The 13,373-nt window shown below is 52.3% G+C and carries 13 protein-coding genes; 4 read left to right on the top strand and 9 right to left on the bottom strand.

What is annotated here, in order from left to right:
* Window positions 1–9 precede the first annotated feature (9 nt).
* From cysQ to QT397_25475, 4 genes are all read left to right on the top strand, one after another.
* Window positions 10–846: a 3'(2'),5'-bisphosphate nucleotidase CysQ gene (gene cysQ / locus QT397_25490; GenBank protein ID WNZ56153.1), complete on the top strand. Its 837-nt coding sequence runs from the start codon at window positions 10–12 to the stop codon at window positions 844–846.
* A 104-nt stretch (window positions 847–950) separates the two neighbouring features.
* Window positions 951–1,154, top strand: coding sequence for a hypothetical protein (locus QT397_25485; protein WNZ56152.1), 204 nt, complete (start codon window positions 951–953; stop codon window positions 1,152–1,154).
* Window positions 1,155–1,373: 219 nt separating this feature from the next.
* Window positions 1,374–1,631, top strand: coding sequence for a type II toxin-antitoxin system HicB family antitoxin (locus tag QT397_25480; protein WNZ56151.1), 258 nt, complete (start codon window positions 1,374–1,376; stop codon window positions 1,629–1,631).
* 51 nt (window positions 1,632–1,682) lie between these two features.
* Window positions 1,683–2,288: an outer membrane beta-barrel protein gene (locus QT397_25475; protein WNZ56150.1), complete on the top strand. Its 606-nt coding sequence runs from the start codon at window positions 1,683–1,685 to the stop codon at window positions 2,286–2,288.
* 112 nt (window positions 2,289–2,400) lie between these two features.
* Here QT397_25475 and QT397_25470 read toward each other — a convergent pair whose 3' ends face one another.
* From QT397_25470 to QT397_25430, 9 genes are all read right to left on the bottom strand, one after another.
* Window positions 2,401–4,203 carry a TonB-dependent copper receptor gene (locus tag QT397_25470; protein WNZ56149.1) on the bottom strand — a complete coding sequence of 601 codons (1,803 nt, stop codon included), beginning with the start codon at window positions 4,201–4,203 and terminating at the stop codon, window positions 2,401–2,403.
* 553 nt (window positions 4,204–4,756) lie between these two features.
* Window positions 4,757–5,224, bottom strand: a complete 468-nt coding sequence (locus QT397_25465; protein WNZ56148.1) for a hypothetical protein — start codon at window positions 5,222–5,224, stop codon at window positions 4,757–4,759.
* Between the two features lie 332 nt (window positions 5,225–5,556).
* Complete coding sequence (locus QT397_25460) at window positions 5,557–6,954, bottom strand: DUF58 domain-containing protein (protein ID WNZ56147.1); 1,398 nt, start codon at window positions 6,952–6,954, stop codon at window positions 5,557–5,559.
* Window positions 6,951–7,955 carry a MoxR family ATPase gene (locus tag QT397_25455; protein WNZ56146.1) on the bottom strand — a complete coding sequence of 335 codons (1,005 nt, stop codon included), beginning with the start codon at window positions 7,953–7,955 and terminating at the stop codon, window positions 6,951–6,953. Before QT397_25455 ends, QT397_25460 begins: the two co-directional genes overlap by 4 nt.
* Window positions 7,952–9,262 carry a DUF4350 domain-containing protein gene (locus QT397_25450; GenBank protein WNZ56145.1) on the bottom strand — a complete coding sequence of 437 codons (1,311 nt, stop codon included), beginning with the start codon at window positions 9,260–9,262 and terminating at the stop codon, window positions 7,952–7,954. The genes QT397_25455 and QT397_25450 overlap by 4 nt, the downstream gene beginning before the upstream one ends.
* The gene (locus tag QT397_25445; GenBank protein ID WNZ56144.1) at window positions 9,252–10,832 is read right to left on the bottom strand and encodes a DUF4129 domain-containing protein; all 1,581 of its coding nucleotides are present in this window, start codon (window positions 10,830–10,832) and stop codon (window positions 9,252–9,254) included. The genes QT397_25450 and QT397_25445 overlap by 11 nt, the downstream gene beginning before the upstream one ends.
* Window positions 10,822–11,796 carry a stage II sporulation protein M gene (locus QT397_25440; protein WNZ56143.1) on the bottom strand — a complete coding sequence of 325 codons (975 nt, stop codon included), beginning with the start codon at window positions 11,794–11,796 and terminating at the stop codon, window positions 10,822–10,824. The genes QT397_25445 and QT397_25440 overlap by 11 nt, the downstream gene beginning before the upstream one ends.
* A 12-nt stretch (window positions 11,797–11,808) precedes the next feature.
* Complete coding sequence (locus QT397_25435; GenBank protein WNZ56142.1) at window positions 11,809–12,492, bottom strand: RDD family protein; 684 nt, start codon at window positions 12,490–12,492, stop codon at window positions 11,809–11,811.
* 27 nt (window positions 12,493–12,519) lie between these two features.
* The gene (locus QT397_25430) at window positions 12,520–13,266 is read right to left on the bottom strand and encodes a hypothetical protein (protein ID WNZ56141.1); all 747 of its coding nucleotides are present in this window, start codon (window positions 13,264–13,266) and stop codon (window positions 12,520–12,522) included.
* Window positions 13,267–13,373: the final 107 nt, after the last annotated feature.

The following is a 13,373-nucleotide window of genomic DNA, read 5'->3' as shown; positions in this document are numbered from 1 at the left end:
GGAGTTGTAATGGATAAAGCACTTTTAGAGCAGGTGATAGAGATCTGCAAACGCGCGGGAGAAGCGATTCTCGAGGTTTATCACAACAGCGCTGAGTTGGAAGTCGAGACAAAGAAAGATGATTCCCCAGTAACTGCCGCAGATCTGGCCGCTCACAAAGTACTGGAACCGGCGTTAGCACAGCTTATCGAGGGAGTACCGGTTTTATCAGAAGAGCAGGAAATGCCCTCGTTCGAAGAGCGCAGTCAGTGGCAGCGTTACTGGATTGTCGATCCGCTCGATGGCACCAAAGAATTTATCCGACGCAACGGTGAATTTACCGTAAATGTCGCGTTAATCGAAAATGGCGAGCCCGTTTTGGGGGTGGTTTACGTACCGGTACTGAATATCACTTATGCCGGCTGCAAGGGCGAAGGAGCCTTTAAGCGCGATGCCAATGGCGAAACTGAAATTCGGGTACGTCCACTGAAGCCGCGCCTGGATAATAGTGAAGTTGTTGAACTTGTGGCCAGCCGCAGCCATGGAACCGGCACCGTCGACCAGTTGGTACAACGTATCGAGTCTGAACTGGGAGCTGTCGAGTGCAAAAATATGGGCTCCTCGCTGAAATTATGCCTGGTTGCTGAGGGTGCAGCAGATTTGTATCCGCGTCTCGCTCCTACTTGCGAGTGGGATACTGCGGCAGCTCAGGCTGTAGTTGAAGCAGCAGGTGGTATTGTTGTGGACGAAGAGTTTAATTTGTTGCGCTACAACACTAAAGACTCTCTGCTGAATCCCTTTTTCTATGTAATTGGCGATTCTTCTTTTGATTGGCAATCCCTACTGCTGGATAAGTCCGCTGCTTAGGGTGTGATGCCAGTAAACATATAGAGAGTATTTTTGTGCCTCCACCACCACTGGTGGAGGCTTTAAAGGGGATCTGGATATTTCCAAATTCAGGAGGCTCACTGATGTCTGGACCCGATCTGCGCTTTAACCAGGATAAAGGTGAAATTCGCTGTTTGCGTCGGGAGCTGGAGGAGGAAATAAACTGGTTGCAGCGGCATTTTGAAGCCCTCTCCAATGCAGTCGATGCAAATGATATTGCGTTGCGGCGCACCTATAACAGCATGCTATTTTCCCGCCGGGCCCTATTAGGTAGGATGCCCCGTTAACTAAATTCCAAATATTTTCTTGTGTGAAAAACTGTAGTGCTGCAGGTTTTAATTTGAATACGGCAGTTCTTCCTACTCAGTGCTGTCACTTATAGTGTTGAATCTGTGCCCGCGCGAAATATTATTTCCCGGCTAATTAGCTAATTTCCTTGCCAAATTCCCCCGTAAAATGTAAAGCAGTCTACGCTTTGGAAAGCTAATACATAAGAGTATTTTTCAATGCGCTACCCGGTTGTGGTGCACAATATTGAATATGCCGGATTTGGTGCCATTGCACCGGATCTGCCGCATTGCCACTGCTATGCCGATACCCTTGAGGGGACCCTGCAAAAAATGGCTGAAACGATTTTTCAGCGGTTGGAAGAGCTCCGCCAGGCTGGACAGCCAATGCCGCAAGCAGGTGATGTAGACAACCTGAAGAAAAACCCGGCTTTTGTAGGAGGCGTCTGGGCCATTATTGATGTAGAAACAACTTGAAATAATTCACTGAGCTTGAACTTGATGACTGGCTTTTTGATGTGAGTGGCGATGATAAAGCTATCCGTCTACCTGCTTTCCTTTTTTATAGCTGCGACCAGTTATGGATTCGAGGCGAATAATCCTTTTGATGGTGTCGCCACGGGAGAGTACCGGATTATCGGTACCGTTGGTTTTGGGAGTGGCGAGCAGCAGTTAAATAAGCAGCGGGATTCTTTTGGCTATGTCAGCCTTGGAATTACGCCGGCGGTAGGAGTCTGGCAAGTTGAGCTGCGGGCGTCACATTTTGATGATAATCATGTCACAGTAGATCAGGTAGGTTTAAATTTTAAAATTGATTTTACCCTGAATTGTCACGTTCAATGTCTCTATTGGATGGTGGGATATAATTATGCCGATGTGGATTTGAACAATGTTATAAGAAGAGGCTATTGGTATCGAGAATACCCACCATTTTATCCGGATGATCGATATATCTATATTATTGATGCCAGTGGCAGTGATACTTTTTGGAATGCCGGAGTGGGTTACCGAATTATGTGGACTCAGGATTTCGATACTTCATTAGAGTATAACTACAATAATATTGGCAAAATAGAACGTGTTAACCTCGGGCATCTGCGTACCCTGAGTTTGAATTTTTCCTACCGCTTTTAGTATGCCCTCCGCCTTTTAACCTATTTTTCTCAATAATTTATTCGTAGAAATTTCTTAATTAAATACTGATTTTTTTAGAGAATGGAAAAGGGCCCTGAGGCCCCAATAGCTTTTAAATTCGATAAATGGCTTTCAGCCAGAAAGTGCGTCCCGGTTCGTTAACCCGAGTCAACTGATCGAAACCAATAATATTGGCTCCAGAGCGACTGATATGTTCAGCGTAAGTCTCATCGAATAGATTATCGATACCGGTAGTCACCAGTACACTTTTACTGGGTTTCCAGCCGGCATTGATGGAAACGACGTTGGCAGAGTCGGTTGCACCAATATCCTGACCAACAATATTGCCTTTGCCGATATCCACCCGGTCCTGGCTTGCGATAGCGCGCCATAAAACACCTGCTGACCACTGGGCCTGTTCATAGTAGAGTCCCAGGCGGCCCTCCAGAGGCGGCAGTTGTGCCAAGGTAGTGCCATCGGTTTCGTTGGCACCGCGAACAGATGTTACGGTGAATTCAGTGCGCCACTGCTCGTTGAGCTGATATGAGGAGTCAAACTCCAAACCCCAGGAGCGCGCCTGGATGTTTCTGACAATGGAGGTAGTGCGAGTATCGGAGGAGTCCATACCATCCATATTCATACTACCCATAGAGTCCATGCTACTCATTACTGCCGCTTTTTCGTAATCCTTCTCAATCATCAGGTAGTCATCAATCTGATTGACGAATCCGGAGACACTGGCAGAGTGTTTTTCACCGCGATAGATATAGCCGATATCCAGCTGGGTGGTCTTTTCTGATTCGATATCCAGTGCGCTGTAGGAGTCAGCTGTCTCGTAGGAGAAAATTTCCCAATAATCGGGGAAGCGCTCAGTGTAGCCGAGCCCGGCAAAGAGTGTGGCAGAACTATTGGGACCACTCTCGAGACCATATTCATAGCGCAGGAAGCCGCTGCTCAATAGCTCTGAGCGAGTTTCTCCCCCAGTGGGGTTATCCACTGAGGACATCATGGATAGAGCAACTTCATCGCGAAGGTCTTTTACTTCCCAATCATCCACTCGTGCACCGGCGATCCAGCGTTGATTGGCTGCGACTTGCCAGCTGATCTCAGAAAATAACCCCAGCTGGCTAAATTCGGCATCGGCCTCTCGCTTCATATTCCGGTAGTCCATGTTGGACTGGTTCATGGTCGAGCGGCCGGTGTGGCGATTTTCCCGGGCATCAATTCCACTGGTCAATTCCACATCGTCCATAGGCGTAAACACCAGAGCCATCTTGAAACCTGTGGTCTCACTATCGAGATTCATGACCATGGGGGTAGCGGTGCTGGATAACTCGCGCAGGCTGTAGTTATCCATGATGTGGTCGATATAGTTGTAGTAGGCCTGGAGCTCAATTGAGTCGAGCCAGCTACTGATACGGCTGCGGACATATTTCGCTTTGTGGCTCTCACGGGCAAACTTGGAACCGTCGACTCCCCGATCTGCATAGGCAGCTTCACCATCGCTAAATGCAGTATCAAACTCGACCCGTGTATCGTCGCTGGGTGTCCAGGCCAAATTGACCTGGCTGCTCCAGCGCTCATAACTGGAATTTACCTCATTGCCATCCCCGTCTTCGTAGTCGTCCGCAGATGCCGAGGTCGAGGAGCTGCGGATAGAAAACTGCGGCGAACTATAGGAGATATCGAATAGACCATCGCGACGCTCGGCACTGGCGCCGAGCAGGCTCGCATGCATATTCCAGTCGCTTTCAGTGGGGCGCTCCTGCTGCTGGTTAAATACAACTACGCCGGCGGAATTTCCCGGGCCATAGAGGACGCTCTGTGGCCCTTTAATAACTTCAATTTCGTCCATTGCCTCGGGAAAAATATAGGCTGTAGGTGGGTCCATTCGGCTGGGACAACCACCCGCCATTGTTTCTCCATCCACAACCATTCCCAGGCGAGAGCCCCCATTCCGCGAAGCATCGGATCGCCACTGGTGCCGCCTTTACGCACTACGGAAAATCCCGGAATTGTTTTCAGGTAGTCGGCGCCGTCATTGGCAGGTAATGGCTGACGGGGTTTTTTCGGGTCGGTTACCAGGTTGAGGGGGAGTTCAGTCTTTACCCCAGTAACCACCATTTGTTCCATTTCACTATCTTTTAATGGTTCTGACTCTTCGGATTCTTCCGCTGCGAGATGTGCTGAAAAGGTACAGCAGGCAGCGAGTGCCAGGCTGAGAGGTTTTTTCAGAAAAATTTTTGCGTTGATGCTCTGATGCATGGTTTTCAATCCTTTTCGCTGGCGTTTCGAACACGCAGCAGTGAGCGCGCAGGCCTGAGTAATATTTGGCGCACGCGACATATCCCCACCTGAAAAAGTGGTCGTATTTTGGCAAGACCCAAAGCGCTGAAAATGTTAAGACAGCAATGAGACTTGCGGTCCACAGCGAACTGCAGAGTGATGATGTTGGAATAAAAAAGGAATTAAACCGGGGGGGCGCGAATTAGTGGGCGGCTGTAAGCGTTAGAGATAACGTGGAAAAAAGCCGGATAAGAGGGCGGTTGAGTAAAACCGGGTAGGACTATTTCCAGTTCTGTAGTTGGTGCGCTGGCAATACTGGCAGCGGCGGAAAAATTACAATGGTTATCGGCAAATGAGTGAGCGGTAAGCGTATCGTGGTTGTGGCTTGAAGAGTGGTCGCCGTGATGATCGCTGTGGGAATTCGCTTTGAGGGCATTGAGCAATAAAGCGCTGCGGCTATCGCCATGGCAGAGCCCATAGGGCGTTCCCGCTGCAAAATCTGCCGGCATAAAACCTGCAGGAACCAGGCCTCGCGCGCTGAGAAATACCAGCAATAGCAATAGCGCCTGCCACTGGGACAGACGGGAACAGTATTGGGTGGTGCGCTTACCGCTCATAAATAAGAAGGTCTGTACTTTGCCCGGGCCCATTTTAAATACCCGGAGATGAGTAACAAGAGGTTAACGGGTGATACAGCAAAGTGCCACTGCCCCAAGTTAACTTTTGCGAACTAATACGAGGTAAATTGAGCTTTATCAGGTTTTGTTGGAATTTAATTTCTTTTCTTCCGCGCATTCTAAAAATAAATCTAACTTTGCTGGAAGCTAAAGGTTCCAGGAGGTAGCGCGCTCAATAAGAGATTCCCGGGATTGGGGAGAGTTCCCGGACAGCCCTGGATTATTGCGGGTAGTGGGAAGGTTATAGAGAAGGTTTAAATAGTGGGGGCTCGGAGAGTCCCCACTCACTCGGTGAATTTGACGATTCAGATTCTGCCGCTGCGCTTTAGGCGCCAATAGGCCTCTACCAGAGACTGGTGCAAAAGCTCCGGCCTCGAGTCAACCACTATGACATTGTGTGCCTGCAAATGCTGAAGTAATTGCTCCCTGCGGCGCAGGAAGTTCCTCGCTGCTGCGCTGTTTACTGCACTATCAAAGTTCTGAATCGGCTGTTGCAGCAATTTGTCCACAGAAGTCTCCCGCAGACTGGCAATCATCACCAGGTGATTGCGCGACAGCAATTTGACTGCTGCTAGGAGTTCGTCACTATCTTCATCGCGCAAGTTGGTAATCAGGATTACCAGGGCACGTCGCTTGTGGTGGGCCATCAACTGTTGTGCGGCGCTAGTGTAATCTGCGCTACTAGTGCCAGAGTGGAGGTCGTAGACATTATTCAGCAGTAGGTTGATTGCACTTTCGCCTTTTACTGGAGGCAGCTGTCCACCACTGCTCTCCTGTGCCGCAGCAAATGCCTGCAAGCCGACCGCGTCCCCCTGTTTGATGGCGACATAAGCTGAAAGTAGCAAGCCATTGAGTGCGTGGTCAAAGTGGCTCAGCTCGCCGTCTTTCGCACGCATCCTGCGGCCGCAATCCAGCATATAAATAATTTCCTGGTCGCGTTCGTCCTGGTATTCACGGCTGATCAGTTTGCGCAGCCGCGAGCTCGCGCGCCAGTCCACCTGTCGCTGGCTGTCTCCCTGGCGGTATTCCCGCAGTTGGCGGAAGTCCATGCCCTCACCGCGACGCTGCTGCTGGTGCAACCCCATCAGGCGCAGGCTCTGTTCGGTGGAGAGAGATTGCAGTGAGGAGATACCGAGAAAATTGGGGTAGACCTTGACGGTCTGCTCCTGTCCCAACCATACCCTCGTCTGCCAGAGTCCCCAGGGAGAGTTGGCCAGTACCTCGATTCGTCCGAAAGAGGCGCTGCCGCGGCGACGGGGTACCAGGTCGTACTCGATGGTGATTTCCTGGTCCGGGTTAAGTTGTGCGGAGCGCGGCAGCCCTGTCGATCCCAGTTGCTGTGGGATTGAGTCGGAAACCTGGAGTAATAGTGGGCGTGGGCCGGTATTGTGAAGTTTTAGCCGCGCAGTATTGCGTACGCCCAGGGCCAGGTTGCCGGGCAATCGCCGCAGCCCCTGCAGACCGGTTACACGGTAACCGGTGAGATAGTCCAGCAGGGTGGCGCTGATTAACAGGGCACTCGCTCCCCACCAAAGGTTGCCGATAAATGAGCTGGCTTGCGGAAACCAAATTCGCGCTGCTGTAATTGCCAGAGCCGCCAGGCACCAGTAGCCGAGCAGTTTGACCAGGCGCGGACTCGGGCCGGTGCGACCGCTTTGCGCTGGTGCTGCCTGTTGCTCTGTTGCAGCTACAGTCTGTGTCACAGTCGCGGCGCCTCAACACTGTCGATAATCATTGCCAGCGCCGTGTCAGCAGTTTCACCGTCAATTTCCATATCTGGAGATAGGCCGATACGGTGGCGCATTACCGGGATGGCCATGGCCTTGATATCATCCGGCAGTACAAATTCCCGTCCCTGTAACAGCGCATTGGCGCGGGCTGCCTGCAGCAGGCCGATACTGGCGCGCGGGCCGGCGGGGCTGCGCAGCTGCGGTGATTGGCGGGTGGCGCGCACCAGCCGCACGGCGTAATTCAATACCTGTTCGTCCAATCCCACCTGGGGCACCAGGGCCTGAAGTTGTTGCAATCCCTCGACAGTAATTTCCCCGGCCAGCTTTTCCTGCAGGCTGCGCTCAATTCGGCCACTGCTGGCGGCGGCGGCCAATTTCAGTTCCGCTTCGAGGCTGGGGTAATCGATGAGGACTTTCAGCAGGAATCGGTCCAGTTCCGCCTCTGGCAGCGGGTAGGTACCTTCCTGCTCGATGGGGTTTTGAGTGGCGAGTACCATAAATGGACTGGGTACTTTCAGTGCCTGGCCGTCGATAGTGACCTGCTTCTCCTGCATCACCTCCAGCAGGGCGGCCTGGGTTTTGGCGGGGGCGCGGTTGATTTCATCCGCCAGCAGCAGGTTGGTAAATACCGGCCCGCGACGCACCTCAAAGCGGCTCTCTCCCATGTTGTACATGGCGTGGCCGGTAACGTCGGCGGGCATCAAATCCGGGGTAAACTGGATGCGGCGGAAATTGCCGCCAAAGCAGTTGGCCAGGGTGCGCACCAGAAGGGTTTTGCCGAGTCCGGGTACACCTTCGAGCAGTACGTGGCCAGAAGCCAGCAGAGCTACGAGTACCTGGTCAACCACCTGCTCCTGGCCAATCAGCAACCGGTTGATATTGTTGCGCAGTATCTGAAGTTTGGCGGACGCAGCCTGCCAGTCAGGTGACGGGCCCGTGGTTTGTTGTTCTGGTTGAAGGGTGGTCTCGTTCATAGGACTGCCTCAATTCGCTGCAGATTACGCATGTGTTCAGTAAATGTTTCTTCGGTTGTTGGGGGCTTGCCCCACAAGGTTTCAACTATTAGCCGTTCATCCATACCGGTGGAGGCACAGAGCTTGTCGCACAGTTTGCGTTTTTTAGTGGCGTTGATATGGGTGGCGCCAAGACGACGTAGAAGTTCTTCCCGATGGCCGCGCAGCAGGGTTTCCCCCTGGTCGTCCTGCCAGTAGTAATGGCCGCAGGCGGATATATGTTCTAGTAGAGAACGGCGGGACACTTCTGGCTCCGGCTGCAAGGGGCCGAAGCGGCGCCCGTGTAGTAATAGCCAAGCGAGTAAGGCCAGTGCGCCGGCGAGAAAAAACTCTGCAGCGTATTGACGAGCAACCTTAGAAAGGGTTTCAAAGCGGGGGCGGGTGAGAAAGACAAACTCTCCTTCGCCGGCCAGCAATTGTAAGAAATAGGCGTGATCGAAGTGGCCAATACGCTGGGACTGCCACAGGGTGCTGTCAGTCATCAGGGTAATCACACCATTGCCGCGCTCGAACTGCATAAACGGTACGCCGACATCGCCGCGTCGTACTTTTGCCCAGAAGACAGGTCCATCGGTGATAGTCTCGTCATTAAACGAAGGGTGGTAGAGCAGGTGGCTGGCATCGAGGTATAGCTGTATTTCGCTGCCGCCCTCAACAGGCAGGGTTACCAGATCCTCTTCTGACACATCGGGGTTGCGAGGTTCCTCTTGTTCCTTCGGCTCATCTTCCGTTTCGCCTTCGTCCAGTTTGCGATTGTGCTCCCGCATGGCATCAGCGGGGCTCTGCTCAGGCTCGAGTACGGCATCCTCCCCGAGCAGTTGCTCCAGGGTTTCTTGCAGTTCGAACTTACTGTGTCCCTCTTGGATAGAGACGTCCATGGACTCAAGTAGCCAATCGCGGTTTTCACTGCGCCCGGAGTCGCTGTCGAAGTTGCCGGTATAGGCTACAACGATGGCGTGGCCACCGCGCTCGACCCACTCTAGAAGTTCTTGGGCCTTGGTGGGGTTATAGACCTGGCTGGAGCTGTTGATAAACAGGGTGGCATCGGAGGAAAGGCCTTGGAGTACAGATATATTATCTGCCTGATGCGGCGCCAGTTGGATATCGGTGAGGTATCTTTCTGCTGCCAGGTAGGGATTTCGTCTGGCTTCCATGCTCCAGCCGCTGTCGATCTCCTTGGAGTAGCGCTCGTAGAAAGTGAGGAATAGCCATACAAGTGCCACGCCACTTATGACCAGGGCTGCCAACAGAATTCTCTTAGCGGTCATTGCCAAATTCCTCCTGCCATTGGCTACAAAGTGAGCTTACCTGAGCCTCTTTTGGCGGCCGGTGGGCATAGGCAAGCTGCTGCCAGTTTGCAGTAAGCTCTTGTACAAATTGACTCAGGGCGGGACTTACTGGGCGCTGTACTTCATTCGGCTCCTGTTGCCTTACTTGTACCAGCTGTGCGCATTCACTTTCGGTAAGGTGATCGCCAAAATAAAACTCGAAGTCTTCAATCAGGTGAGAGAGGGTGGCGCGGTACAATAGTCCCAAACTGGCTCGCTTGTCTCCCTCTGTCCACAGGCGCATGACCTCCGCGCAAACGTCATCGGGCAGACTCGATTGGCGTACATCCAGGCCGAATAGGGTTTCGGGGACGGGCTGCTTTGGCTTAGGCTGCCATTTCAAGCTCTGAAGAATTTTATCGTGATGTCTCCAAAGCAGATAGCCCAGGCCGAATACCAAGCCAATCCAAAGCAGCAGCTCCAGGATTTTCGCAATTGTTGGGCCCCATTTAACTTCATCGTCAACTTCAGGCGTATCTTTAGAGTTCTCAAAAAGCCATTCGATAAAGTTAATTAACCACTCGGGGAACTTTTCTTTGACGGCTTCTGTTTCAGATTTGTCTTTTTTGCGCCAACCACTGATCTCTTTCATTTGATGAAATTCATCGCCAGCGAGGATTTCGTCAATATGCTCTTGGGCCTGCTGCGGGGTTTCCAAAGATGCGGCGCTGGCGGGGGGCGCTGGAATTAATGAGCCAAAGGTGAGCCCGCAGATCAGGATTAGCGCAGCAGTGCTTGGTTTTCTTCTGCGGTGGGACTCCTGTTCACGCTGCTGGCGTTCCAGCAGGTCCCGAAACTGGATTTCTATATCCCAGCCTTCCAACTCAATACGACGGCCAATATAAAGGCAAAATCCGCTAACGATATAGAAGGGGGCTACTGCTGCCATAACAAACAGGTAGAGTCCGTTATATATCCATTCCAGCCATTGAGTATCCCCTTGGAGCAGAGGGATCCAATCGATCCCATCGGAATACTGTTCAGGGATAAACAGAAATGCCATCACACTTAATGCGGCAAGTAGAAATATCTCAATATGGTAAAGCGTTAGTGTTAGCCAGGTGGCGGCCCCAGAGTGTTTGCGGTGCAGTACCCCAAGGCGCGAGGTACGGGCCTTACCTGTGGATTGCTCCAGCACGGTGACTGGCATATCGAAAGAGCGTGTGGGGCTCAGCCGACGGAGGGTAAGCCACATAAACCAGTCGCGACGATTCTGGCTAAAGAAATGCTTCAATGCCTCACCAATGGATACCGGTGAGCCAAATAATGCGCGGCTGATCATAAACAGGGGCAGCCGATCAAATACGGGTTTCAGCCACCAAATAAATAAGATGGAGAGCGTTGGTGACTCTGGAAACAGCCAATAACACAAAGCAAATAGCGGTGCTGCAGGCAACAGGTAGACTATAAAAAGTTGCCACCAGTATTTTCGTGCCAGGGCGATACCGAGATCGACAGACTCCCAGGGAGAGCGCAAGCGGGCTCGCACTGCCAGATTCTTAATTTGCATGAGTTGCGCCCTCCCTGCGTCCCGCCAGGATAAAGTACGCAAAGACCAGTACCCAAAACAGGGCGCCTACCCCGAGCTTGATCGCAATCGGTGTGCTGGCACTGGAGGACCAGAAGGCTTCAAGGAAAGCGGCAATCACCAGCATCAGGAAAGTGCCGTACATAATCTTCATTGCTTCGACAGCGGCCAGGCGCAGTGCGACCGTGCGTCGGTGTTGGCCCGGATCCACTAGAGAGCGTCCCAATATCAGGCCCGCTGCTCCCGCCAGTACTATGGCGGTCAACTCAAAGGCGCCGTGGCCAATCACAAATGGGTAGAAGGTGGAGACAAAGCCCACCCGGGTGATATGCCCAAACGCTGCGCCAATATAGATGCCGTTAAACACCAGGAAGAAAATTGAGCCCAGGCCAAACAGTACACCGCCGGCAAAGGTGCGAAAGGCGATGCCAATATTGTTTTTGATATAAAAACCGAACATGAACAGGTCGGTATCAGAGCCGCGCTCGCGGCCCAGTACCCGGTTGCCCGGATCATACATGGATTCAAAACCCATAACCTGTTCCGGTGACATTACTGCGTACACCAGGGCATCGTTGTTGTAAGTGCCGACTCCCAGGATCAGGCCAGGTATTAAAAACAAAGCGGATGCCAGCAGTACTGCGCGGCTATTAGCGCGCACGGCTTGGGGAAAACCTGCCAACAAATAGTGCAACCATCCCTTGCGGCGCAAGGTTTCCTGGCGGTAGACACGGTGATGTGCCGCCATAACCAGCTGGTTGAGGTGGTCTATCAGGCGGTTGGTATATTGCCGCTCCTTTGCCATTGCCAGCTGCTGGCAAAGGTTGCGGTAGGCGACGGGTAGGTCCAGGGCCGCAACTTCGGACTTGTTCCGATCCGCTTTCAGCCAGGCTTCTAATTGCTCCCAGCTGTCGCGGTAGCGATTCTCAAAGTCTCTCTGCTTCATAGGTACCTCTGCCTATCCCCTGCCACCGAGTAGCCAACTGCCCACGGAGCGCAGGTAGCTCAAGGCATCGCTGTCCCTTTTCCGAGTAATCGGTTCGAGCAGATTGGCGAGCTCTTGCTGACGCGCTTCGCTTAAATCCTGGTGGCGCTCCAAAAGGCTAACCAGTGCCTGTTGGTCTTGCTGGCGAAGGTTTTGTGGTGGTGGGAGCGGGGTGGTATCCGGCAGGGCAACAGGTGCCTTTTCCTCTTCGCGATAGACCACCAGGGTGGCTGCTGCCAGGTCGCCAAGGCGCTGGAAGTGACGCCCCAGTGTCATGCTTATTACGCCAGTGGCGTAGGCAAATGGCATAAAATCCGCAAAGCGTAGCAGGTTGCGAACGATGGATGCTCCCCAGGATACCGGCGTAAGGTTGTCGTTGGCCACCATTAGGCCAAAGGCCTTTTTGCCCGGTGTCTGGCCGTTCCGCAAAACTTCAAAAAACACCGGGTAAAACCACTCGAGAAGAAAGGCGCAGACGAGCCAGATACCCGCACCGGCAAAGCCGGCAAATAGCAACGCAAAGCCGATCGCAGCCAATATCAATGATCGATAAAACACATCCACTGCATACGCAAGGATACGTGGCACGGGCCCAGCGGCCCGCGCGCGCAAATCAATCCCCTCGGGTGTTTCGACGTTATAGGTGGTATCCAGCAAGCCACCGCTCCTGTTTGGTAGAACCGATTATGTGTTTTGAGTGGGGGCGCCGAAGACCTGACGGTAAGCAACGCCGTAAGTCGCAAAAATCCAGGGAAGGGCGAATATTAATCCTATGAGGAATAGAAGGCTGCCTGCAACGTAAATGACCATCATTACCAGCAAAAGGCCAAAAAAGGCGAACCAGTTTTTGGTGATGGCTTTACGTGAAGCCTCCATAGCCTGCCAGGGACCCAGGTTGTGATCTACGATAAGCGGCAGGGCCATCATATAGGCGACTGAAAGATAGATACCGGGAATAAGTAACAGGTAAAAGCCAATCGAAACGAGGAAATATAATAAAAACATTGCCAGGCCAAGGGGCACGATTTTATCGAAATAGGAGAATACCTCGGTGGCGCTGGTTTTTTCTCCTCTGGCAATCTTTATACTTACCATCATAGAACCTGCCATAAGAGGGGCAACGATCACTATTACGGCGATAGGCGCTAAGATGACTAGGAATAGCATGCCTGATAAACCAGCAGCCGATGATATAGAACCCCACATTAATGCCGCTAGGATGAGCATTATTGCGGATGCGCCCAGTGCGTAAAGAATAAAACTAAGCCATATAGTTCCCATATTGCTTAGTGATAATTGCCACCCTTCACTGAGGGCTTCACCGAGAGAAAACGAATAGTCCCCTGCAATCCCCTTCTCTACAGAGCCGAATTCCTCCATTTCCCGCGTACTTGCCAAATCGGCTTTTGGTGCCGTATAGATGTCACTCATCCTGTTAGCTGTCCTTATTGAGATTTAGATTATTAATGGGGTGCAGAGTCTTGGGAGGGAAATATCTCATAGGCAGGAGTGGCGAACAATGCCACGCCAATACATTG

Origin of the sequence: Microbulbifer sp. MKSA007, from assembly GCA_032615215.1 — a bacterium.
Classification (GTDB): domain Bacteria; phylum Pseudomonadota; class Gammaproteobacteria; order Pseudomonadales; family Cellvibrionaceae; genus Microbulbifer.
This window is presented reverse-complemented; position numbering and strand designations above follow the sequence as displayed.